The following is a 23,566-nucleotide window of genomic DNA, read 5'->3' as shown; positions in this document are numbered from 1 at the left end:
TGAGTTTACTCAGGTCGCCATGATGAAGGGGGGTGAATCGCATAATAAATTGGTTTTAAAAACGAATGGTTCTATCCGCTGTTATCATCGCCTCAGCTAAACTTCCGAGCCCACTCATCATAAAACCCTCTCCTAAATTGCTAACGGCAAGTGATAAGAGCTCTGCCTGTTCTTTATCCACTACCCCGCGGCGCAACGCGGCAGAAACACAAACATGCATTTCACAACCCGATTTTATCGCTAATTGCTGCCATGCTTTCACTAAATTGAATTCATCATTGGCAGGTGACGTTAGCGCATTCGCATTCGTCACACCTTCACTGTAAAAAAAGAGCGTTTTTAAGCAATGCCCTTCCTCAAGAAGTGCATTCGCAAATTGGTAAGCACTGGCTGCTTGCTGTGTACCATAAGCGGGTCCAGTAACTAGCAAGCAGTATGTGAGAGATTGTTTACTCATTCCCCACTCTTAAACTGGCGAATATAGAGATACACGGTATGTTTAGAGATATTTAAGCGGTCAGCCACCTGGTTAATGGCATCTTTAATATCAAAAATACCTTTTTCATACAGATTAAGTACAACTTGTTTATTTTTCGCATTGTTCGACACATTACGATCGGCCCCCACCTCTTCAATCGTAAATTCTAATGTCTGAGCCACCAAATCGTCGACGGAAGAGGCAAAGTTAACATCTGAAGTCACATCTTGTTTTTCTTCAGGCACAAAGCTTTTAATAATCTCTGAAAATGGCACATCTAAATTCATATTAATGCACAAAAGGCCTATCACGCGTTGATTGCGGTTACGAATGGCAATCGTAACCGATTTCATCAGGTCACCACTTTTCGCTTTCGTAAAATAGGCTTTTGAAACATTTGATTCTTCATCCGCCATATCGTGAAGCATACGCAATGCAAGATCCGTAATGGGTGAACCAATTTGACGTCCAGTATGTTGCCCGTTGGCTATTCTGACGGCTGAACATTTTAAATCTTCCAGAGAGTGAAGAACGATTTCACAATGTGCACCTATCAACATAGCTAAGCCATCTACGGCAGCTTCGTACGATTTTAGAATTTCATGATCAGTCTGAGTAAAAGGCTCATTATTTAATAAATTAATATCATTATGATCATTTGAAAGTACTGAGTTAGACATTTTTAAACACCATCCTTCAAGTGTACGAAAAATCGCCTTACTGACTCATGAAGCGTTAATTGTTGGAGGCTTTTATACTCGTCATATTTCAAGTTGCGACATTGCTGGCGACGTTCAATCGCACTAGTTGTATAGTTTCCTATATGCCTAGCGAGTCATTCACTTGCCGCCCTGCTGCACCTCGAATTATTTAGTGTATAGCTTCATTGCATATGTTTGGTCAGCAAATGTGGCGATAAATAATTAGGTCGAATACAGTGAAGTTAAAACTACGAGGCGCCGCCGTCAAGCAATTGCATGCAAGAGAGTTTGTCTTATCACAAGTTTTCAGCAAAATAAGCATTATTTTTAACACATAATCCATCAACTAATGCCAAATAAGCTTATGGGTCCCTTTTCTTAAATATATAAGAGTTATCAATAAATTAATTATTATATTTTGCTTAACTCTTTTTTTGAAGAAAATAAGTTGATCACGCCTTAACGTAAAAAACCCAGACATCGCTGGGTTTTTTATGACAACTTAACAATTATTATTTTGCTTCTGGCTTGATGTCTAATAGTTCAACATCAAATACCAGTGTGGAGTTAGCAGGAATTCCTGGAACACCATTTTCACCGTATGCCAGTTCCGCTGGGATCACGAGCTGGATTTTGCCGCCTTTCTTCACATTAACCAGACCTTCTGTCCAACCTTTAATCACTGAATTCAGTGGGATGGTCAGAGGCTCATTACGTGAATATGAGCTATCAAATTCAGTACCATCCGTCAGCATACCTTTATAGTGAACGACAACGGTATCATCTGCTTTAGGTTTAGCACCTGTACCTTCTTTTTCAATTTTGTACAGTAGGCCTGACTTAGTTTTCACTACGCCTTTTTCTTTCGCGTATTTTTCACGATACTCAGCACCTGCTTTTTCATTCGCAGCTGACTCATCTTTCATTTTTTTCTCAGCCGCTTGTTTAACTTGGCCTTCAAACTGGCGTAGCGTCTCTTCAACTTCTGCATCCGTCATTTTACTTTTGTTGTTGAAGGCATCTTGAACACCAGCAAGCAACTGAGCTTTGTCTAGATTGATACCAATCGCTTTTTGCTCTTCCAATGAGTTTTGCATATAGCGGCCCAAAGACGCGCCTAATGCATAGGCATTACGCTCTTCGGCTGATTTAAATGCGCTACTTGTTGGCGCTTTAGCAGTGGTCTCAGCCGCCATAACTTGAGGGGCTCCAAAAGCCAATGCTAATGTCGTTGCCAGAAGACTTGCCTTAAACAGTGATTTCATCCTAATCTCCGATATCTATTATAAGTATGCGTTGTTACTCACTTATTAAAATTCAGTGTAGAATAGTAAGCAACAGAATGACTACTTAGACAACATTAACAAAAAGAGGTTTCATCGCCTATCTCTTTAACTAAAACTTATCTATTGATTTGTAATGTTCAGTTATTATGATGGCTTTTTTATGATAAAAAGCCATAAGGGGCTCCAAAATGGATTCATTTGACGCTTTTGAACAACGCCTTGAGCTTTTAGAAAGCAAAGTGGCTTTTCAAGAAATTACGATAGAACAACTTAACCAAGTGATTACCGACCAACAAATGCAGTTGTCCAAGTTACAAGAGCACATACGTATTGTGGCAGAGCGATTAAAATCATCTCAATCCTCTCACCTCGCAAGGCCAGAAGAAGAGACACCTCCTCCACATTACTAATTCGTTATCAACTTCAGACGCAAAAAAGGAAAGCCAGCGCTTTCCTTTTTTTGTTATTTAACCACTTAGTGGCAACCACAACCGCCGTGTTTGTGGCCATGGCCGTGACCTTCACCGCCACCACAACAACCGCCAGCATCACCATGGCTATGGTCGTGACCATGACCGCCGCCACAGCAACCACCTTCATGGTCGTGATCGTGGCCATTTGCACCGTGAACATGACCATGAGCCAATTCTTCTTCGGTGGCTTCACGAATCGCGATGATCTCAACATTAAATTTCAAGTTTTGACCCGCTAACATGTGGTTACCATCGACGATGACTTCATCACCTTCAATACCGGTAATTTCAACTGGCACCGGTCCCATATCTGTATCTGCCAAGAAGCGCATACCAACTTGCAGTTCTTCAACGCCCATGAACACATCTTTTGGAACACGTTGAACTAAGTTTTCGTCGTATTGACCGTATGCGTCATCAGAGGCGACTTCAACATCAAAGTGATCACCTACAGCACGACCTTCCAACGCTTTTTCCAGACCAGAAATTAAAGAACCACGGCCATGTAGATAGTCGAGTGGCGCATTTGCCGGGGACTCATCAACTAAAACACCGTCTTCTGTTCTTACTTGATAAGCCAAGCTGACTACCAAATCGTTTGCTACTTTCATGACATCTCCTACAACCCATAGAGGGGAAAAATTTTGCTAATTGTACCGGAAAACAAAACAGCTGTATTGAGAATTGACAAAATTCTCTTATTCAGGCGTAAAAATTCCGATCACTTGCTCTTGTTTTCTCACATGAGGAGTCGCACTATCATCAACTTGGCGCTGCTGATCCCCACAATTAACGCACTCAACAACATCAATTTGATCTTCACGCCACATCATGAGGGTGTCTTGTGATTGACATTTAGGGCAGATTGCCCCTGCAATAAACCGCTTACGTGTTGACGACATTAATCTATCCTTTATTTATCATGATTCCAGCTATGTGGCTGGCGATGTTCTCTTAGCATCTCTTTTTCGAACAACTCATTTAACTCTCGGCGCGCTTCTTTAACACGGGAAATTTGGCCGCTATCACCTTCATTTTCTGGGATTATCTCCCGTAATACTCGCATATCCAATCGTCGAAAATGCTGTTTGGCGCGATAGGCTTTATGCGGGTGCATGCCTGTACTAATGAGTGCTTTACTCCCCAACTCTAATGCGCTGGAAAAGGTTTCACGACTAAAATCGGTGACGCCACGCTGCAATAATTCATGCGCCTCAACGCGCCCTTTTGCTCGAGCAATAATATGTAGGTTTGGAAAGTTTTCTTGACATAATTGCACGATTTCCATCACCTCTTCAGGAACGTCACTCGTAATGACAATCGCTTTCGCTTTCTCGGCTCCCGCTGAACGCAATAGTTGTAGCTCACGCGCATCACCATAATAAACGGTATAACCATAACGACGCATGGTGCTAATTGCCGTGACATCCTGCTCAAGAACCGTAATTTTCACTTTATTAGCCATTAGTAAGCGACCAACAACTTGGCCCATGCGCCCAAAGCCAACTAAAATCACATGGGGATCATTGTCTTCAACGAATGGTTTTTCATGGGAAACAGGCTGGCGATTATAACGATAATTCAAATAGGCATCGATCAATTGCATCACAAGTGGTGTCGTCATCATCGATAACGTGACGACCACTAGCAGTAAATCCATCTGCCTTTCATCAATCACACTGGCACCCGATGCCGTCGCAAAAATAACAAACGCAAACTCACCACCTTGGCTTAATACGCCAGAAAATTGCGCTCTAGCGCCATTGCGTAATCGCGCTATCCAACTGAGGGTGTACAGCACTAGAGCCTTCACCGAGACTAAGACCAGAACACCGAATAAAACTTGTGGAAGATATGACCAGAGTATTTGTAAATTTAGCGACATGCCCACTGAGATAAAAAAGAGTCCCAGCAATAAACCTTTAAATGGCTCAATATTAATTTCTAACTCATGGCGAAATTCTGTTTCAGCGAGCATCACTCCTGCCATAAAAGTTCCGAGTGCCATGGAGAAGCCGAGGCTTTCCATAATAAGCGCAGAACCAAGCACAACCAACAGTGCTGCCGCGGTAAAAATCTCATGGACACCTGATTTTGCCGCCAGACGGAACATCGGGCGTAATAAGTAACGTCCCACCACCCAAAGGCCTGCAAATGCAGCAACCTTCAAGCCAATACGATACCAATCACTGCTCGCGGTATCACCAGCCAATAATGGGATTAATGCCATTATTGGGATCACGGCCATATCTTGGAATAACAATACCGAGAACCCTAACTGCCCGCTCTCTTTATTGGACATGCCCTTTTCATTCATGAGCTGCAAAGCCATTGCGGTTGATGACATTGCCATACCTAGCCCGCCAACAACCGCAGCTTGCCAAGAGAATTTTGCTAAAAAAAGTAATCCCGCCATGATTGCGGCCGTGACGACAACTTGTGCTGTCCCAACGCCAAAAATGGAACGACGTAACTCCCAGAGTTTCGATGGCTTCAGTTCTAAGCCAATTAAAAACATCAAAAATACAACGCCCATTTCCGAAAAATGGAGAATATCGTCAACGTTATGAATGAAACCAAAGACAAACGGTCCAATCATGATACCCGCTAATAGATACCCCAGCACCGCACCTAAACGAATTTTTTGGGCGATGGGCACCATGACGACCCCAGCACACAGGAACACGATGACAGCTTCAAAGATATCGAGTTGTCCCATTAAGAGAGGCCCCCTGTTTGTAATGGTTGTTGTAACCACTCACGGTACCCTGAGATGATCTGCTGTAAATGGTGTTTATCTTGCCTACGCGCAGCATAAATAATGTTGGGTTCTAACCATTGCATGTCACACATTGCCGCTGTCAGTTCGAAAGGACGTAAAATGTCGTTTAAGGGATAACGATTATAGCCTCCATATTGATAGGCTTCCTGAGGCTCTCCCGTGGTAATGACTGAGCGCCAATATTTCCCTTTTAATTTTTGATACCCCATATCTGTCGCAAAACGTCGCGTTAATACTCTATCAAACCACTCTTTTAATAACGCTGGGCAACTATAGGTATAGAGGGGATGCTGAAAGACAATGACGTCATATTGGCATAGCAGTTTTTGCTCTGCGGTCACATCAATAAAATAGTCCGGATAAGTCGCATACAGATCATGTACAGTCACATGGTCTAAATCTTTGACGGCTTCGAGCAAAGCTTTATTGGCGACGGATTCTTCAGGGTCAGGATGTGCGTAGAGCACTAATACTTTCAGCTTATTTGACATCTTTCCCTCCTCAAAGGCGTGTCAGACGGATAATTTTCCGTTACCATGCAGCTTGGATATCGCTTTTATTTTACACCTACACATTTTCGTATGGTCGTATACCAGCTGAAAATTCTAGGGTATTCACTGTATATACTCTTAATAATTCGAATTGCAGCGAGGCAGCAAGTGAATGAATCGCTAGGCACCTAGAGAGCTAGGTAACTAGTGTGGATAAACTAGCTAGCATGCCTTGACAACACGCGCTGCAACTTGAAGTATGACGCGTATAATTTAACATATTTTCAACTGACGGCATCTATGATTGTTTTCTCTTCATTACAAATTCGCCGTGGCGTTCGCGTTTTGCTGGACAATGCCACCGCGACAATCAACCCAGGTCAAAAAGTTGGGTTAGTGGGTAAAAACGGCTGTGGAAAATCAACCCTGCTTGCATTGCTAAAAGGCGAATTACAAGCAGAAGCAGGTTCGGCTACCTTCCCAAATACATGGGCGCTCGCTTGGGTTAACCAAGAAACCCCCGCCCTCGATCAGCCTGCACTTGAGTATGTGATAGATGGTGATCGCGAATTTCGTACTCTCGAACAACAACTGCAATTGGCCAATGAAAAGAATGATGGCCATAAAATAGCCGCCTTACATGGTCAACTTGATGCAATTAATGCTTGGAGTATCCGTTCACGCGCTGCAAGTCTGTTACATGGCCTTGGTTTCAATCAACACCAATTACAAGAACCAGTAAAATCATTTTCAGGTGGCTGGCGCATGCGCCTTAACCTTGCGCAAGCATTGCTATGCCGTTCTGATTTATTATTACTGGATGAACCAACGAACCACCTTGATTTAGATGCCGTCATCTGGTTAGAGAAATGGCTGAAAAGCTATCCTGGCACATTAATATTAATTTCTCATGACCGAGATTTCCTCGATCCGATCATTGATAAAGTATTGCATATTGAGCAAGAAAGTATGTTCGAATATACCGGCAACTATTCTTCCTTTGAACGGCAACGCGCCACCAAACTGGCTCAGCAACAATCTTTATATGAGAGTCAGCAAGCTAAAGCAGCCCACCTACAAAGCTATATCGATCGCTTTAGGGCACAGGCAACCAAAGCGAAACAAGCTCAAAGCCGTATTAAAATGTTAGAGCGGATGGAAATGGTGGCACCGGCCCATGTCGACAATCCCTTTCATTTTTCCTTCCGTAAGCCTGAAAGCTTGCCAAATCCATTACTGAAAATGGAAAAAGTCAGTGCCGGTTATGGTGATACCATCATCTTAAAATCGATTAAATTGAATCTGGTTCCCGGTTCGCGTATTGGTTTGTTAGGCCGCAACGGTGCGGGTAAATCGACACTGATTAAACTACTTGCTGGAGACTTACAGCCATTACAAGGCACTGTTTCGTTAGCTAAAGGTATAAAATTAGGCTATTTCGCGCAGCATCAGTTAGAGTATTTGCATGCTGACGAATCCCCTTTGCAACATCTCGCAAGACTGGCACCACAAGAAACCGAGCAGCAATTACGTGATTATTTAGGTGGGTTTGGTTTTAAAGGGGATCAAGTGACTGACCCAAGTGGCCGTTTTTCTGGCGGCGAAAAAGCCCGTTTGGTACTCGCCTTAATTGTTTGGCAACGACCTAATTTGTTACTGCTTGATGAGCCCACGAACCACCTAGATTTAGATATGCGTCAAGCGCTGACAGAAGCATTGATTGATTTCGAAGGGGCCTTGGTTGTGGTATCTCATGATAGGCACTTATTACGTTCCACAACCGATGACTTATATTTAGTGCATGATGGTTTGGTTGAACCTTTTGATGGTGATTTAGAGGATTACCAACAATGGCTAGCCGAACAAAATAAAATGGAGTTACAGCAGGCTCGCGATCAACAAGAAAAAGAACGCCCAGCGAACACAACTACAGTCACTGCGCAAGATAGAAAAGATCAAAAACGCCGCGAAGCCGAGTTTCGCCAGCAGACTCAACCTATTCGTAAAAAGTTGGTGGAGTTGGAAAAGAAAATGGAGAAGCACGCTAGCGCCTTAGCCGAACTGGAAGCGATGCTTTCTGATGCCTCCATCTATGAGCAGGCTCGCAAGAATGAGCTATCAGAATGTTTGAAAAGCCAAACCGAGCAAAAAAATGCGTTAGAAGAGGTGGAAATGGCATGGATGGAACTGCAAGAGCAGCTCGAAGCCATGACCACTGAATTCGAATCCAACGCGTAACCGATTGATTTATCGCTTCCAAAGAACCGTAGTGGGAACAAATAGATGTTGAATAAACAGACATTCACCTCGTTGTTCCCTCGGTTCTCTAAAGATAGCGCGTTAATATTCGCGCTCCCCTATTTCACTTATTGCTCTCGTGCTGTCACACACATCACATGATATCGGCCATCAATCACTTCCGTGCCTTCAGTTTCATGCTCAAAACCTGGGAACGCACTATCCCATGCCTGTAAACCTTGTAAATAACGAATATGGGGGCTATTTTCATCACCAAAGTTTTCCCCCGATAAAAGCATTGGGATACCGGGTGGATAAGGAATAATCGAGTTAGCGGCCACTCTACCGACTAATTGATCAACCGGAACCGCTTCAACACGATTCGCCACAATTTCTTGATAAGCATCTCGCGGGCTCATCATCACCTGAGGTAAATGCGAATACGCCTGATTGAGTAATCCGCCTGGGTTATTTTTCTGTAAATAAGCAAACATATTATCCCCTAGGTCACGTAACCCCATTTCACCATAAATTTCAGGGGCAGACTGCACAACCTCAGGGAGCACCTTTTTCAACGCGGTATTACTATCATAGTGACGCTTAAAGGAAAGCAGGGTATTCACTAATGTTCCCCACTTCCCTTTGGTGATCCCCATCGAAAAGAGAAACATGATTTGAAAGTCAGTAGTGCGTGTCGGCACAATGCCATAATGATTGAGCCACGCGGTCACCAGTGCAGCAGGCACCCCTGTATCCAATAAGTTACCATCATCCCCCATCCCAGGAGAGAGAATACTCACTTTAATAGGGTCTAACATGGCCCAATTATCAGGAATATCATTAAAGCCGTGCCATTTATCCTCTGGATGCATGACCCAACAGCTTTGCTCTTTCATGAGTAGTTCAACAGGGGCATCTTCAAAGGCATATCGTTTACCCGTGGCAGGGTCTTTCACCATTTCCTGATTCCAAGGCTTAAAGAACCATTCCCCATCATTGATAAATTCTTTATACAAATAAGCCAAAGACTGCCTAAAATCGATAGATTCACGGATCACCTCATCGGTCAGTGACCGCCCGCTATTACCATCCATCATATCCGCGGCGATATCATTGGATGCACAAATCGCGTATAGCGGTGAGGTGGTTGAGTGCATTAAATAGGCTTGATTGAAACGATTAAAATCAATCGCGTTACGACCATTACGTACGTGAATAAAAGAGGCTTGTGATAAGGCATTCAGTAACTTATGCGTAGAATGCGTGGCAAAAATAGTGGGCTGGTTTTCTGTTCTTTCTTCATCACGCATTGCAAAATGGTCACGATAAATAGGGTTAAAACGCGCATAGCCATACCAAGCTTCGTCAAAATGAATACGGTCTAAAGAGCCGTCCAGCAAGTCTTGTACCTTACGTGCGTTATAACAAACGCCATCATATGTACAATTGGTCACAACACTATAAGCCGGTTTCTGTTTAACTTTCGCCTTCGTAAGCGGGTTATGCGCGATTTTAAATTTAATCGCATCTGGCGTCATTTCTTTGGGATAAATTGGCCCAATAATGCCATAACGATTGCGACTCGGGATCATATAGACGGGTTTCGCCCCCGTTAATATTAATCCTTGCTCAATAGATTTATGACAATTACGGTCAATCACCACGACATCTTCATCCGTCATACAGGCTTGCATAATTGTTCGGTTAGAGCCGGAGGTGCCCACAACCACAGAATAAGACTGGTCAGCACCAAACACGCGAGCTGCATTCTTTTCACACTCGCCGAATGCCCCTGTATGGTCAAGTAACGATCCGACAGCCACGCGCTCTATTCCGATATCTGTACGGAAAAGATTTTCCCCAAAAAAATCATGATAAATACGCCCTGCTGGCGTTTTGGTAAACCCTACACCGCCTTGGTGACCCGGCGCTGCCCATGAGTATTCATGCACATCGCTGTACTTGATTAGGCTTTTCATTAACGGTGGGAGCAATTGAGAGCGATAGCGTTGAATAGCCGCCAGTACTCGGCCTGCAATGAAGTCGGCTGAATCTTCTAAAATCCAAGCAAATTCATCAACTTGCTCCATCATATTACGATCAAAAGCAACCAGCGCTTCTTCACGATCACTGAGCAAGAAGACGGGAACATCTTCTTGCCTACGATGTAATTGGGTAATTAAGCGATGCGCTTGAACCTGTTCATCACGGTCAGACATATCTCGACCGTACAATAAGCAATCAATACTGGTATTTGAGCGGATATAAGCGAGGCCGTCTTCAAAGTCGCGAATGATGACTGTTTCGACATGTTCATCATTGAGTTCACTGGCAAGTCTTGCTACTGCATGGCTAATGACGGAGTCGTCATCCGTTAGCTCCGTATAAACAATTAATGCCCTCATTAATAATGCCCTTATTATATTGCGTCATATTATTTATTCATTATATTAGTCTTAACTCAAATAAGGGCATTTTGCAAAGAACAAGCAAGTGACTTATTGATAAAAAACAATTTTGCCTTTACTCGTCTAATTTATTGATCATGACTCGCGCATTCATTACCAACATTTTCGCTCGTGCTTCACGTTTTTGGAGCAAAGCCATAAACAGTAGGTCTGTCAGCGTATTTTGAGCCGTTCTCGATGAAATTGATGAGCTACGCCATTCGTTTTCTTCCGCAATACTTTCCAGTACATAATCTGACAATTGTGCTAAAGGAGAAAGCCTACTACGCGTAATTGCCACCACATTAGCGCCTTGTTTACGGGCAATGCTGGCAGCAGTCAGCATATCTTTACGCTTACCTGTAAACGAAATCACGATTTGAGTATCCTGCGGGGTCAAGGTCAGTGCGGCTGCAATTTGCACATGGTGATCCGATTCGACCAAGGTGGTGATACCAATCTTTTGTAATTTGTAACTTAAGTCTTTGGCCGTTAAGCCTGATCCCCCAATCCCCACAATCTGTACACGTTGTGATTTATCAATGCTATCCACAATTTTTTCAAACATTTTAAAATCGAGATGACGCGTTGTTTCGGTGATGGAATAGTTTTTTTCCAGAGCCAACTTTTGTGCAACAACCATTAGGTTATCGCTCTGAGTGATACGATTATGCAACGCCACATGGGGGTTCGCTTCATCAAGTTGTTGACGACCAATAATTTCACTGAGTGCTAATTTGAGTGCCGGATATCCCTTCACGCCGACCTTTTGGCTAAATTTAACAATAGCAGATTGACTCACATTCAACGTTTCCGCCAGTTGCTGAGAAGATAAGCTAAGTACGCGCTCGGGTTTTTCGAGGATGTACTGAGCGATCTTACGTTGATTTTCAGCAAGCCTTGGTAGCAAACACGTGATGGTATCCAGTAAAGTCATCCTTATTCCTTATTCATTGCCTATGATTAAAAATAAATTATTCCTCGTAGAAAAATAGCATTACTTAGTATTAATCCCTTAAATTCAATAAGTAACTAATCATCTCTATCTAAATCATACAGAAATATTCTTTCATATTGACAATTCAGAATAGAGAGCACCGTGATCATTATCACATCACTGGAATAAATAATTCCTTAATATCCTTCCATTAACCGAAGTAGGAGTAATTTATTATGACCATTGACTTAAGCAAAATGGTAACGGAAAGTCGTAACGCAGCGAGCACCCATATCGATCAGTTGTCTACTCTTGATATGTTGCAAGTCATCAATAATGAAGATAAGCAAGTACCCTTTGCTGTCGAAAAAGTACTGCCACAAATAGCACAACTTGTCGACAAAGTCGCCCAAGCATTTCTCAATGGCGGTAGATTGTTTTATTCAGGTGCAGGCACATCAGGTCGCCTCGGTATTTTGGATGCGAGTGAATGCCCTCCTACCTATGGCACTCCCCATGAACAAGTGATTGGTTTAATCGCTGGCGGTCACCAAGCCATTTTCCGTGCTGTTGAAAATGCGGAAGATAAACCAGAGCTGGGAGAGCAAGATCTGATTAACATCCAATTTAATCACAAAGATGTACTTGTCGGTATTGCCGCTAGTGGCCGTACACCTTATGTACTCGGTGCGCTGGCCTACGCACGCACAGTCGGCGCTGTGACAGCTTCCATTAGCTGTAACCCAAATAGTCCGGTCGCAAATGCAGCCGATATCGCTATTACACCTATTGTCGGACCAGAAGTCGTGACAGGTTCTTCACGCATGAAGGCAGGAACAGCACAGAAATTAGTGCTCAACATGATCACGACGGGTGCAATGATCCGTATTGGTAAAGTCTTCGGCAATTTAATGGTCGATGTTGAAGCAACCAATGCCAAGTTAGTTGAGAGACAAGTCAGAATCGTCATGGAAGCGACTGAATGTGACAGGGAAACCGCAGAATCCGCGTTACAACAATGTCAAAGACACTGCAAAACAGCAATTTTGATGATCTTATCTGGGCTAAATGCACATGAAGCACGTCAATTGCTATCAGACAATAATGGGTTTATTCGTACGGCGCTCAACGTCGCAAAGTCCGTTTAATAAACGGAAACTGATAGGGTAAATGGCATGGCTAAAATCACAAAAGAAATGATGCAGGAGATCCTGCAAAAGGTCGGCGGCAGTGCAAATATTAAGCAAGCGGGAAACTGTATGACTCGCTTGCGTTTAACACTCAACAATGACCAACTTGTCGATAAAACAGCAATTAAACAAATCGCTGGCGTCCTTGGCGTCATCGAAAGTGATGAGCAATTACAAATTGTTCTAGGGCCAGGTAAAGCACAAACTGCTGCTGACCTAATGAATCAAATACTCGAAAGTGGTGAGCAGGTTGTTGACGAAAAAACAGATCCTTCATTAGCAACGAACCTAAGTGCACTTGCCTCATCGAATAAGCAACAGATGAAGCAGAAACAAACAAGTGCAGTGCATCGTTTTTTATCTAAGTTTGCCACCATTTTTACTCCCCTTATTCCTGGGTTTATTGCTGCCGGTCTACTACTCGGTTTCGCAACATTAGCGACTCAAACCTTCTATCCGGAAGGGTTACCTAAAACCCCAGAACAACAGACATTTGGCGTGCACTTAATTCTTTATATGTCGGTGTTCAGCAAAGGGTTATTTAGTTTTTTAAGTATTTTAATTGGCTATAATGCCCAAAAAGCCTTCGGTGGTAGTGGAGTCAATGGCGCGATTATTGCCGCACTCTTTGTATTGGGTTATGACCCCAATGCAACCACTGGGGTGTTTTCAGGAATGACCAACTTTTTTGGTTGGGATATAGACCCTAGAGGCAGCATTATCGGTGTGTTAATCGCCTGTATTTTTGGTGCATGGGTTGAAAAACAGGTACGTAAAATTATTCCTGCTAACCTTGATATGATTTTAACTTCCACCATTACCTTACTGATTGTTGGTGCGGCGGCTTATGTGGTCATCATGCCATTAGGTAGCTGGTTATTCAGTGGTATGTCATGGCTATTTATGCACCTCAATGGTAATCCATTTGGAACCGCCGTATTAGCAGGTTTATTCTTGATCGCCGTGATGTTTGGGGTACACCAAGGATTTGTTCCCGTCTATTTTGCCTTAGTGGATGCCCAAGGCTTCAACTCATTATTCCCAATTTTGGCCATGGCGGGTGCTGGGCAAGTGGGTGCCGCTCTCGCACTCTATGCAAAAGCGAAAAAAGATTCGGTTTTACGTAATCAAATTCGCGGTGCCATCATTCCGGGCTTCCTTGGTATTGGAGAACCCCTGATCTATGGCGTCACCTTACCACGCGTGAAGCCTTTCGTGACGGCCTGTTTAGGGGGGGCTGCGGGTGGTTTCTTTATTGGTTTAATTGCTTGGATGGGCTTACCTGTCGGACTGAACACGGTGTTTGGCCCATCAGGTTTAGTTGCCATTCCGCTCATGACCTCTGCCCAAGGTGTGTTTGCAGGTATGTCGGTTTATGTCGGTGGCATTGCCGTCGCTTATGTGTGCGGATTTATTTTCACTTACTTCTTTGGTAGCAAAAATATCGATTTGGATTAAATGATAGGGGGAGCCACAATGATTAGGCTCCCCCCTTCATAAAGGTTTTTTGCCGTTTACCGCACATTTTTATTCAAGCCAAATCAAGAGGACGCAAGCTGCCGTTAATAGTCCCATCACTATATTAAAAATAAACCACGCACGACGGCTTCTTAAAAAATGGCCAATGAAGACTCCGCCAGCCATCCAAATTACCCCTGCCACTAAATTAACCATGACCACGGCAATACTCATTATAATAATCGATTGAGTAAACAGTTCTCCGGGGAGACTATAACTACCGACAGCACCGAGCCCCATCATCCAAGCTTTTGGATTTAAAAATTGTAACAACCCACCTTGATACCATTTGATGTTTTTGGCAACGGTACTCTCTGTTTTCAATGGTGAATAGCTGGCGGTTGCGGTTTTCCATGCCAACCACAATAAATATATACTACCAACGATTTTCATGCCGATATGTAATGCGGGATAAAGCAATAAAAGCGCTGCAACACCAAACGCGGAAAGGTAAAGTATAGACTGCATACCCAACATGATCCCCAATAATAAGGGAACACTGCGACGGAAACCATAATTGGCAGTGCTTGATGTTAACAACATGTTGTTAGGACCGGGTGTTATTGCTGCAATAAATAGAAACGTAAAAAGTGAAAAAACTAGTCCTAGACTCATTTATAATCAATCCTAACGATTAAGTGCACTTGCATCACAAAAAAATAACAGTATGTTATGTGCCCCACAAGGGTATTACTAAATTAAATAAGGCTATGTCAGAAAACTTTCGACCAATCAACTGGGCTAAGAATCCACACCTTCAAACATTATTGCCAAGGATCTTTCGACGTACACCGAAAATTAAGCCTATTTGGCAACGACTTGAGTTACCTGACGGTGACTTTATCGACCTTGCTTGGAGTGAAGCCCCTGAGCTGGCACGCGATAAACCGCGTTTAGTGATATTTCATGGCTTAGAAGGTAGTTTTAAAAGCCCTTATGCTCATGGCATGTTAGAAAGCGCCCAGAATCACGGTTGGTTAGGGGTGATCATGCATTTCCGAGGTTGTAGTGGTGAACCGAATCGTCAAAAGCGGATTTATCACTCAGGTGAAACCAGTGATGCGCGGTATTTTTTGCATTGGCTAAAACAGACTTGGGGAAATGTTCCAACCGCTGCTGTTGGCTATTCTCTTGGTGGTAATATGCTTGCTTGCTATTTAGCGGAAAGTGGTGATGAGGCAGACCTTGATGCAGGGGTTGTCGTATCTGCTCCTTTGATGCTAGAACCTTGTTCGATTCGCATGGAAAAGGGGTTTTCCCAATTCTATCAACGTTATTTACTGAATGGATTGAAACGTAATGCCACACGCAAACTGGTGCGTTACCCAGGTTCATTACCCCTAAATTTAGCGCAACTGAAGCAACTAAAACGTATTCGTGAGTTCGATGATGTGATCACGGCTAGGATCCATGGTTTCGAAAATGCGACAGATTATTATCAAAAATGCAGTGCGTTACCAAGGTTACCCCGTATTACCAAACCGACATTAATCATTCATGCCAAAGATGACCCTTTTATGGCACCTGATGTCGTGCCTGATTTAGCACATTTACCCGCGAATATCGAATATCAAATGACTGAACATGGTGGACATGTTGGTTTTGTTAGCGGTTCCTTTAGGAAACCAGAAATGTGGTTAGAAAAACGTATTCCTCAATGGTTAACAGCATATTTAAGTAAATAAACGTCATGATTATTCCTTGGAAAGATTTAGACCCTGACACTTTAGAAAACCTGATCGAAGCTTATGTCTTACGTGAAGGAACAGATTATGGTGAACATGAAAAGTCGTTACAACAAAAGGTAGACGACGTAAAACGGCTGTTAGTTTCAGGAGAAATTGTGCTAGTCTGGTCAGAATTACATGAATCTGTTAATTTTATGCCAAAAAGTCAGTTTCGCCCGTAAACCCGTTTCGCTCATGATTTTAATAAGCATGGACGCAAACGCAGCACAGGGAGTCCATGATGTCAAAAAAGCACCCAATTATTGCAATTACTGGTTCTAGTGGTGCCGGAACCACCTCCACAAGCTTAGCATTTCGTAAAATATTCCATCAGTTAAATATCCAAGCGGCAACATTAGAAGGGGATAGTTTCCACCGTTATACGCGTCCAGAAATGGATATGGCGATTCGCAAAGCAAGAGAACAAGGCCGCCACATCAGCTATTTTGGTCCCGAAGCGAATGATTTTTCATTGTTAGAACAGACCTTATTAGATTACAGCTTACAGGGTGGAGGTCAATCACGTAAATACCTTCATACCTATGATGAAGCTGTACCCTATGGGCTTCAGCCTGGCACATTCACACCGTGGGAACCCTTACCTGCAAATAGTGATGTTTTATTCTATGAAGGCTTGCATGGCGGTGTCGTCACGCCTGAAAACGATGTCGCACAGTACGTCGATTTATTAGTGGGTGTGGTTCCAATCGTTAACCTTGAATGGATCCAAAAATTGATCCGCGATACAACAGAACGGGGGCATTCACGAGAAGCCGTCATGGATTCCGTCGTACGTTCAATGGGTGACTATATTAATTATATTACCCCTCAATTTTCACGTACCCATATTAATTTCCAACGTGTACCGACTGTCGATACATCCAATCCATTTTCCGCTAAAGCGATTCCTTCACAAGATGAAAGTTTCATTGTCATTCGTTTTAGGGGGCTAGAACAGATCGACTTCCCTTATTTATTGGCGATGTTAAATGGTTCTTTTATATCCGCAATGAACACTATCGTTGTACCAGGTGGAAAATTAGGATTAGCGATGGAGTTAATCATGACACCGTTGGTCGAAAAACTCATAAAAAGAAAACATGATTAATAATAAATGATGCTTATTATTATTTAAAATAAGCATCATAAATTAAAAAATTTATATAATTAATAAATAAATTATTGGTTTTTGATTTCAAAACTGTGGGTAACAGTGACGGCTTTTTCTAACATTAATGAGACCGAGCAATATTTTTCAGCAGAAAGCTGAACAGCGCGTTCAACCGTTTTTTCCGTTAAATCCGTTCCCGTTACAATAAAGTGCAAATTAATATGGGTAAAATAACGAGGTGCTTCATCCCTACGCTGTGACGTTAATTTAACTTCACAACCCCTCACGTCATTACGGCCTTTTTGTAAAATAGAAACAACATCAACAGCACTACAACCGCCCGCAGCCATCAAGACCATTTCCATTGGGCTAGGCGCTTTATCACCGGAATTACCGTCCATCATAACTTGATGACCTGAAGCCGATTCGCCTAAAAAAGAGAGCCCTTCAACCCATTTAACTCTTGCTTCCATATTTTATTCCCCTAGGAAAAAGTTTATCTAAAAGATTACATTGTTACATAAACCCTTTCAATCAAATAGGCGCTTTATGATGCTGAATCGATAAAAACAAGACTTTCTGAGTTTAATATGTTACAAACAAAGTTCCACCTGATAGGGTTAAGATCAAAACTCAAGGTTTCAATTGATTATATTATAGTGTTGGTATTAACTTGCTCTATAATGCGAATTAATATGCTAAGCTAGTGACTTTAAAAAACCAGCTATTCTGGTGACGATTAACCGAATGGCTGTATTAACATACAGAGGATAACGCTAATGGTTCTCGGCAAGCCACAAACAGACCCTACTCTTGAATGGTTTTTGTCACACTGCCATATTCATAAATATCCATCCAAGAGCACTCTGATCCATCAGGGTGAAAAAGCAGAAACCCTTTACTATATCGTTAAAGGCTCAGTGGCTGTTTTAATCAAAGATGAAGAAGGCAAAGAAATGATCCTCTCCTATTTAAATCAGGGAGACTTCATTGGTGAACTAGGGTTATTTGAAGAAGGGCAAGAACGTTCAGCTTGGGTCAGAGCAAAAAGTGCCTGCGAAGTCGCTGAAATTTCTTATAAAAAATTTCGTCAGCTTATTCAGGTTAACCCTGATATCCTTATGCGCCTTTCCGCGCAAATGGCAAGCCGCCTACAAACCACATCAGAAAAAGTCGGTAATCTGGCTTTCCTTGATGTCACAGGCCGTATTGCTCAAACGCTACTTAATTTAGCGAAACAACCCGATGCGATGACGCATCCAGATGGAATGCAAATTAAGATCACACGCCAAGAGATTGGCCAAATTGTCGGTTGTTCCCGCGAAACGGTTGGTCGCATCTTAAAAATGCTAGAAGACCAAAACCTTATCTCCGCGCATGGTAAAACTATCGTGGTGTACGGTACTCGATAAACCTATAATTCGTCTGACCTCAATTGCATAATGGCTTTATATCTTTGATATAGAGCCATTTTCCTTCGATATCACCACAAAACCAGCAAATAGCATAAGTATCGTTATTTTATATTATTCATATCCACTAAAAAATAAAATCTAGAATAATTAATATACTATTATTTAAAGGTTTTATTAAAATGAAAACAAGTCAACATCACCCATCCGTAAAATATATCAACCAAACAGTAGCGGCTCATGCAGAGATGCTCAAACGTGGCAATCTGACAACTGAAACAATCGCTGAATCATGTCGTATAAAAAGAAATAATCTAGAAGCAAAGTATAAGTTTCTTAACGAAATACATAGCACTAAGCCAACCTCAATCACCTTATCGACACCCGTAAAATACGATGATAACGCATGTCAGATACAGCAAACTAAAATCGATGCGGCAATCAATACCGCCAATATTCTCAATAAGAGCCAGCTCCCTTCTTTACCCTCATTATCGTTACCCTTTTCCTATTCATTAAAACCAAGCATGTCAAAAAATACGATTAAAACAAATGAGCGTCATATCTGTGATAACCAATCAACCTCCCCATTAAATGTGAAGAGACCGACGTCTGAATGTCATCTTCAACAAAAACTTGAGCAGTTGAAATCTAAATGTCATCACGTGTTAGATAAATTAGAGGCTAATCGCTATTCTGCTGAATCTCTAAAAGATCGCTCAATGCTCTACCTGAAAAAATCAGAACTCAATGCAAGCCTTATTGGTACAAACTATTCAGAACTGGATTTAGTTTGGTATATGGATAAAAAAGAACAAACTCAATCCGAGAAAGACACCATTATTAAACACTTCACTCAACCGAAACCAATTTCATATCAAAAAGGAAGTCGTATTCCCCTCAAAATAGCCACCACGACTAAGGAACTCAATCCACCGAAAAAGGAACAGTCAATTCATCAGACCGCTCATGTCATCTCTTCTCATTCTCAAGGCACTGGACGCGTCATTATAAATGGGCAAGTTAAAAGAGGTCTGACTGAAATAGCATTATCCCTTTGCGTTTCTGAGACTCACAACAAGGCTGATCCCCAACAAATACAAAATAAGGGAAACCGCATTAATCACACAAAAAATATAAGCACGCAAAGTTCTCGTAAAATAAAAAAAACGATTACTCCAAATAATGCTCAAAATGCTCCTGTTATTATTCGAAAAACATTTGCGACATTAGAGGATCAGCAGGCGTCAGTGGAAAGGTTATACAAAAAAAGATAATGATCTAATCTACTCATCAATGGTTAAAAACTCAAAGAGGTTAATACCTCTTTGAGTAAAAGACATTTATTTATTTTTTAATACGTTTTCAATCACTGTTTCTAATTTTTTCATACCACTATTAATTTCTTCCTCAGAAATAATTAATGATGGAGTAAAGCGTAATACATTTGGCCCAGCATTGAGCATCATTAATCCCTCAATGGCACACGCCTGTAAAATCTCTTTCGAACGATGATTGAGTTGGTTTTTCAATTCTGCACCAATTAATAACCCTTTCCCTCTGATCTCAGCAAAAATATCATATTTTTCATTGAGCTTATTCAAGTGGGAAACAAATAGCTCATGTCGCTTGATGACACCATCCAACACTTTTGGTGTATTGATAATATCAAACGCCGCATTACCGACAGCACAAGCTAACGGATTTCCACCATAAGTCGTACCGTGTGTACCAAGCCCCATTTCTTGCGCTATTTCATGGGTGGTCAGCATCGCACTAATAGGAAAACCGCCACCAAGAGCTTTCGCAGTGGTCAGAATATCGGGTGCCACACCATAATCCATATAAGAGAATAACTTACCAGTACGCCCCATACCACTTTGCACTTCATCAAAGACCAATAGAGCCTTATTATCATCGCATAACTGACGTACGCCTTGTATAAACGCTTGCGTTGCAGCAGTGACGCCCCCTTCCCCTTGTACAGGTTCCAATACGACCGCACATGTATTTTCATCAATGACCGCTTTGACCGCATCAAGGTCATTAAATGGCACATGAATAATATCAGCGGGTTTTGGTCCAAAGCCATCCGCATATTTGGCTTGCCCTCCAACTGATACGGTAAAAAAGGTACGACCATGAAAGGCTTGCTTAAAAGCGATGATCTTCGTTTTATATGGATTGTATTTAGTGATAGCGTAATGACGCGCTAATTTAAATGCGGCTTCATTGGCTTCAGCACCAGAATTTGCAAAAAAGACACGTTCAGCAAAAGTGGCTTCAATTAGCTTTTGAGCCAATCTTAGCGCAGGCTCATTGGTAAAAATATTACTCACATGCCACAGCTTTTCGCTCTGTTCACGAACTGCATCAACTAAAGCAGGATGGCAATGACCGAGTGCTAACACCGCAATCCCACCAGCAAAGTCGATATACTCTTTACCTTGCTGGTCCCAAACTCGGCTACCTTCCCCACGAACAGGAATGAATTCTGCCGGAGAATAAATAGGTAACATCACCTCATCATAGGTCTGCCGATTTACTGCTTGTTGTTCTTTCATACCCCTCACCTGCTTTTGCTTAGTGCTTAAGTGAAAATATAAGCAATAAATATGAATAAAAAATCACAAAAGAGCAATAGCTAAGCGAGTGATGAAGTGAATTTTATTTTTTTGTTGAAATAAGCAACGTCTAGTATTTTAGAAAATTATTCAGTAGATCATGACCTTGCTCACTCAAAATACTTTCTGGGTGAAACTGAACACCTTCGATTGGTAGGGTTTTATGACGTATTCCCATAATTTCATCCACATCACCGTTATTCAGTGACCATGCGGACACATCAAAAGATGCTGGCAATGTTTCCGCGGCAATGACGAGGGAATGATAACGAGTTACTGTAAGCGGCCTATTTAACCCTTTAAAAACCCCTTGATGATTATGATGAATAGCAGAAGTCTTGCCGTGCATCACTTCTCTTGCTTTCACAACCGTGGCTCCAAAGGCTTGACCGATCGCTTGATGACCAAGGCAAATCCCTAAAATTGGAATTTTACCTGCAAAATATTTAATGGCTTCAAGAGAGATCCCTGCCTCATCAGGCGTGCAAGGTCCTGGTGAGATCACTAGGTGTGTAGGCGCTAATAATTCTATCTCTTCGATAGAAATTTCATCATTACGTTTAACGAGTACTTCTGCGCCTAATTCGCAAAAGTATTGATATAAGTTATAAGTAAATGAATCGTAATTATCAATAAGTAAAAGCATAGTAGCCTATCCGACTGATTTTTATCATTATATATTATATCCCCAGCATAGTTTACTACCATTAGCAATCAGAATACGAGCTAAAAAGCAGTGAAAAATAATAAGGGGCGGGTATCATAACACAGCCGAGGCAGGAAAATAGCCTATTTAAATCAAGTAATCCAATTTATCTAAACCATTTTCCATATAAAAATCATGGGATTATATTTACATACTGATAACAAATTATTCTTAATTAATAAAATAATAATTCTTAACTCTACAAGCATTCATTCGATTAAACGATTTCAGCTTTAGGGTATGACATCACATACCCTAAATCAGTTTATCGCTGAAAAACCAACTTACCCTGCACAAAAGTAGCCTGTATTTCTCCTGCGGTATCACAGAGTGTTAAATTCGCTTGCTTACCAGGCGCGATGGAACCCAAACGGTCAGCAATCCCTAACGCTTTTGCCGGATATAAACTGCCATGTAGCCATGCTTGTGCGAAAGATATATTGCAAGCTTGCTGTAGCGTGCTCACTCCCCGTTCTAAGGTCAAGGTACTCCCCGCGAGACTACCGCTTTCTGTTCGAACGACACCATTTTTCATCTGAACCGTCATTTCACCGAGAGAGTATTCACCATCTGGCATGCCGGCCGCACGCATTGCATCTGTAATCAACAACAAACGTTCTCCACAACAGCGGTAAACCACGTTGATTGCAGCTGGATGCACATGGTGACCATCACAGATTAATTCCACCTGACATTGGTCGTGAGTTAATGCAGCACCAACCATACCCGGCTCACGGTGGTGTAGACCATTCATTCCGTTGTAGCAATGGACAACCCCATCCGCACCTTGATTTAACCCTTGTTGCGTTAATGCATAATCTGCACTTGAATGACCAATCATGACACGCACTCCTTGTGACTTTAACCAAGGTATTAGCTCAAGTGACGTTGGATGCTCAGGGGCTAGCGCCACACATTTTAAACTACCTTCTGCAACCGCTATCCATCGCTGTAATAACGCTTTTTCCGGTTGATGTAATAAATGTTGTGGATGAGCCCCTTTATGTTGTGCCGTAAAAAATGGCCCTTCAAGATAGCTCCCTAAAATTTCGGCACCATCCACACCTTGTTTTTGGCTGTTTTTAACTTGAACCAATGCTCGTTCAATAGCGTTATGATGAGCAGTGACTGTTGTTGCCAAAAACGCACCAACACCTTTTGATGCTAAGAAACGAGAGATATTATTGAGTGATTCATGGGTCGCATCCATCACATCAGCACCCGCGCTTCCGTGAATATGGGTATCAATAAGTGCAGGTAATAATGTGAATGGCGACGGCTGTTCCGCAGACTGCGTATTCGGGATCACACGCTGGATACCCCCATGATCATCCAATATGACTAAAACATTATCCGCCCACCCCGAAGGCAATAATGCCCTACGAACATATATCTGCTTATTTGATTTAATCATCTTACATCCTATCAATGCCTCTTGTATGTAT

General features: G+C 42.1%; 23 protein-coding genes. 9 read left to right on the top strand and 14 right to left on the bottom strand.

Annotation, left to right across the window (positions count from 1 at the left end):
* Window positions 1-55: 55 nt before the first annotated feature.
* From tusD to fkpA, 3 genes are all read right to left on the bottom strand, one after another.
* Window positions 56-457, bottom strand: coding sequence for a sulfurtransferase complex subunit TusD (gene tusD / locus P2E05_RS01600; RefSeq protein ID WP_154624188.1), 402 nt, complete (start codon window positions 455-457; stop codon window positions 56-58).
* A complete protein-coding gene (locus P2E05_RS01595) occupies window positions 454-1,158 on the bottom strand; it encodes a helix-turn-helix transcriptional regulator (protein ID WP_154624187.1) in 705 nt (234 codons plus the stop codon). Before P2E05_RS01595 ends, tusD begins: the two co-directional genes overlap by 4 nt.
* A 533-nt stretch (window positions 1,159-1,691) precedes the next feature.
* Window positions 1,692-2,444 (bottom strand): FKBP-type peptidyl-prolyl cis-trans isomerase, encoded by a 753-nt coding sequence (gene fkpA, locus P2E05_RS01590; protein WP_154623262.1) that lies wholly within the window; start codon window positions 2,442-2,444, stop codon window positions 1,692-1,694.
* Window positions 2,445-2,653: 209 nt separating this feature from the next.
* Here fkpA and P2E05_RS01585 point away from each other — a divergent pair, with 209 nt between their 5' ends.
* Complete coding sequence (locus tag P2E05_RS01585) at window positions 2,654-2,875, top strand: SlyX family protein (protein ID WP_154623261.1); 222 nt, start codon at window positions 2,654-2,656, stop codon at window positions 2,873-2,875.
* A gap of 65 nt (window positions 2,876-2,940) precedes the next feature.
* On the opposite strand, the gene slyD is transcribed toward P2E05_RS01585, so the two are convergent.
* From slyD to kefG, 4 genes are all read right to left on the bottom strand, one after another.
* Window positions 2,941-3,549, bottom strand: coding sequence for a peptidylprolyl isomerase (slyD, locus tag P2E05_RS01580; RefSeq protein WP_154623260.1), 609 nt, complete (start codon window positions 3,547-3,549; stop codon window positions 2,941-2,943).
* 87 nt (window positions 3,550-3,636) lie between these two features.
* Window positions 3,637-3,840, bottom strand: coding sequence for a YheV family putative zinc ribbon protein (locus P2E05_RS01575; RefSeq protein WP_154623259.1), 204 nt, complete (start codon window positions 3,838-3,840; stop codon window positions 3,637-3,639).
* A gap of 11 nt (window positions 3,841-3,851) precedes the next feature.
* Complete coding sequence (gene kefB / locus P2E05_RS01570) at window positions 3,852-5,657, bottom strand: glutathione-regulated potassium-efflux system protein KefB (protein WP_154623258.1); 1,806 nt, start codon at window positions 5,655-5,657, stop codon at window positions 3,852-3,854.
* Entirely contained in the window at window positions 5,657-6,211 is a 555-nt protein-coding gene (kefG, locus tag P2E05_RS01565) for a glutathione-regulated potassium-efflux system ancillary protein KefG (RefSeq protein WP_154623257.1), read from the bottom strand. The genes kefB and kefG overlap by 1 nt, the downstream gene beginning before the upstream one ends.
* Before the next feature lie 300 nt (window positions 6,212-6,511).
* Here kefG and P2E05_RS01560 point away from each other — a divergent pair, with 300 nt between their 5' ends.
* Window positions 6,512-8,449: an ABC transporter ATP-binding protein gene (locus P2E05_RS01560; RefSeq protein WP_163860556.1), complete on the top strand. Its 1,938-nt coding sequence runs from the start codon at window positions 6,512-6,514 to the stop codon at window positions 8,447-8,449.
* Window positions 8,450-8,577: 128 nt separating this feature from the next.
* Here the strand turns inward: P2E05_RS01560 and adiA are convergent, their stop codons facing one another.
* Both adiA and P2E05_RS01550 read right to left on the bottom strand, forming a co-directional pair.
* Window positions 8,578-10,854, bottom strand: a complete 2,277-nt coding sequence (adiA, locus tag P2E05_RS01555; protein WP_163860555.1) for an arginine decarboxylase — start codon at window positions 10,852-10,854, stop codon at window positions 8,578-8,580.
* A 118-nt stretch (window positions 10,855-10,972) separates the two neighbouring features.
* Window positions 10,973-11,833 carry a MurR/RpiR family transcriptional regulator gene (locus tag P2E05_RS01550; protein ID WP_154623254.1) on the bottom strand — a complete coding sequence of 287 codons (861 nt, stop codon included), beginning with the start codon at window positions 11,831-11,833 and terminating at the stop codon, window positions 10,973-10,975.
* A gap of 236 nt (window positions 11,834-12,069) precedes the next feature.
* On the opposite strand from P2E05_RS01550, the gene murQ reads away from it, so the two are divergent.
* Window positions 12,070-12,981 carry an N-acetylmuramic acid 6-phosphate etherase gene (gene murQ / locus P2E05_RS01545; protein WP_272657835.1) on the top strand — a complete coding sequence of 304 codons (912 nt, stop codon included), beginning with the start codon at window positions 12,070-12,072 and terminating at the stop codon, window positions 12,979-12,981.
* 27 nt (window positions 12,982-13,008) lie between these two features.
* The gene (murP, locus tag P2E05_RS01540; protein WP_163860554.1) at window positions 13,009-14,481 is read left to right on the top strand and encodes a PTS N-acetylmuramic acid transporter subunit IIBC; all 1,473 of its coding nucleotides are present in this window, start codon (window positions 13,009-13,011) and stop codon (window positions 14,479-14,481) included.
* Window positions 14,482-14,550: 69 nt separating this feature from the next.
* Here the strand turns inward: murP and P2E05_RS01535 are convergent, their stop codons facing one another.
* The gene (locus P2E05_RS01535; protein ID WP_154623251.1) at window positions 14,551-15,156 is read right to left on the bottom strand and encodes a LysE family translocator; all 606 of its coding nucleotides are present in this window, start codon (window positions 15,154-15,156) and stop codon (window positions 14,551-14,553) included.
* 95 nt (window positions 15,157-15,251) lie between these two features.
* Here P2E05_RS01535 and P2E05_RS01530 point away from each other — a divergent pair, with 95 nt between their 5' ends.
* The 3 genes from P2E05_RS01530 to P2E05_RS01520 are packed head-to-tail and all read left to right on the top strand — an operon-like array spanning window position 15,252 to window position 17,376.
* Complete coding sequence (locus tag P2E05_RS01530; RefSeq protein WP_163860553.1) at window positions 15,252-16,226, top strand: hydrolase; 975 nt, start codon at window positions 15,252-15,254, stop codon at window positions 16,224-16,226.
* A gap of 5 nt (window positions 16,227-16,231) precedes the next feature.
* On the top strand, window positions 16,232-16,450 hold the full coding sequence (locus P2E05_RS01525) for a YheU family protein (RefSeq protein WP_154623249.1): 219 nt from the start codon (window positions 16,232-16,234) through the stop codon (window positions 16,448-16,450).
* Between the two features lie 59 nt (window positions 16,451-16,509).
* The gene (locus P2E05_RS01520) at window positions 16,510-17,376 is read left to right on the top strand and encodes a phosphoribulokinase (protein WP_269724005.1); all 867 of its coding nucleotides are present in this window, start codon (window positions 16,510-16,512) and stop codon (window positions 17,374-17,376) included.
* Window positions 17,377-17,447: 71 nt separating this feature from the next.
* Here P2E05_RS01520 and P2E05_RS01515 read toward each other — a convergent pair whose 3' ends face one another.
* Window positions 17,448-17,852: an OsmC family protein gene (locus tag P2E05_RS01515; protein ID WP_154635684.1), complete on the bottom strand. Its 405-nt coding sequence runs from the start codon at window positions 17,850-17,852 to the stop codon at window positions 17,448-17,450.
* Window positions 17,853-18,158: 306 nt separating this feature from the next.
* Between P2E05_RS01515 and crp the strand changes: the two genes are divergently transcribed.
* Window positions 18,159-18,791 carry a cAMP-activated global transcriptional regulator CRP gene (gene crp, locus P2E05_RS01510; protein ID WP_004923862.1) on the top strand — a complete coding sequence of 211 codons (633 nt, stop codon included), beginning with the start codon at window positions 18,159-18,161 and terminating at the stop codon, window positions 18,789-18,791.
* 182 nt (window positions 18,792-18,973) lie between these two features.
* Window positions 18,974-20,068 (top strand): hypothetical protein, encoded by a 1,095-nt coding sequence (locus tag P2E05_RS01505; protein WP_272657834.1) that lies wholly within the window; start codon window positions 18,974-18,976, stop codon window positions 20,066-20,068.
* Window positions 20,069-20,134: 66 nt separating this feature from the next.
* Here the strand turns inward: P2E05_RS01505 and P2E05_RS01500 are convergent, their stop codons facing one another.
* The 3 genes from P2E05_RS01500 to nagA form a co-directional block, all read right to left on the bottom strand.
* Window positions 20,135-21,355 carry an aspartate aminotransferase family protein gene (locus P2E05_RS01500; RefSeq protein WP_154622467.1) on the bottom strand — a complete coding sequence of 407 codons (1,221 nt, stop codon included), beginning with the start codon at window positions 21,353-21,355 and terminating at the stop codon, window positions 20,135-20,137.
* Between the two features lie 130 nt (window positions 21,356-21,485).
* Window positions 21,486-22,061: an aminodeoxychorismate synthase component II gene (locus tag P2E05_RS01495; RefSeq protein WP_154622466.1), complete on the bottom strand. Its 576-nt coding sequence runs from the start codon at window positions 22,059-22,061 to the stop codon at window positions 21,486-21,488.
* Window positions 22,062-22,386: 325 nt separating this feature from the next.
* Window positions 22,387-23,535, bottom strand: coding sequence for an N-acetylglucosamine-6-phosphate deacetylase (nagA, locus tag P2E05_RS01490; RefSeq protein ID WP_163860552.1), 1,149 nt, complete (start codon window positions 23,533-23,535; stop codon window positions 22,387-22,389).
* Between the last annotated feature and the right edge of the window lie 31 nt (window positions 23,536-23,566).

This window comes from Providencia stuartii, assembly GCF_029277985.1.
Taxonomy (GTDB): Bacteria; Pseudomonadota; Gammaproteobacteria; order Enterobacterales; family Enterobacteriaceae; genus Providencia; species Providencia zhejiangensis.
The sequence above is the reverse complement of the archived record's forward strand: the minus strand, read 5'-3'. Positions and strand labels throughout refer to the sequence as shown.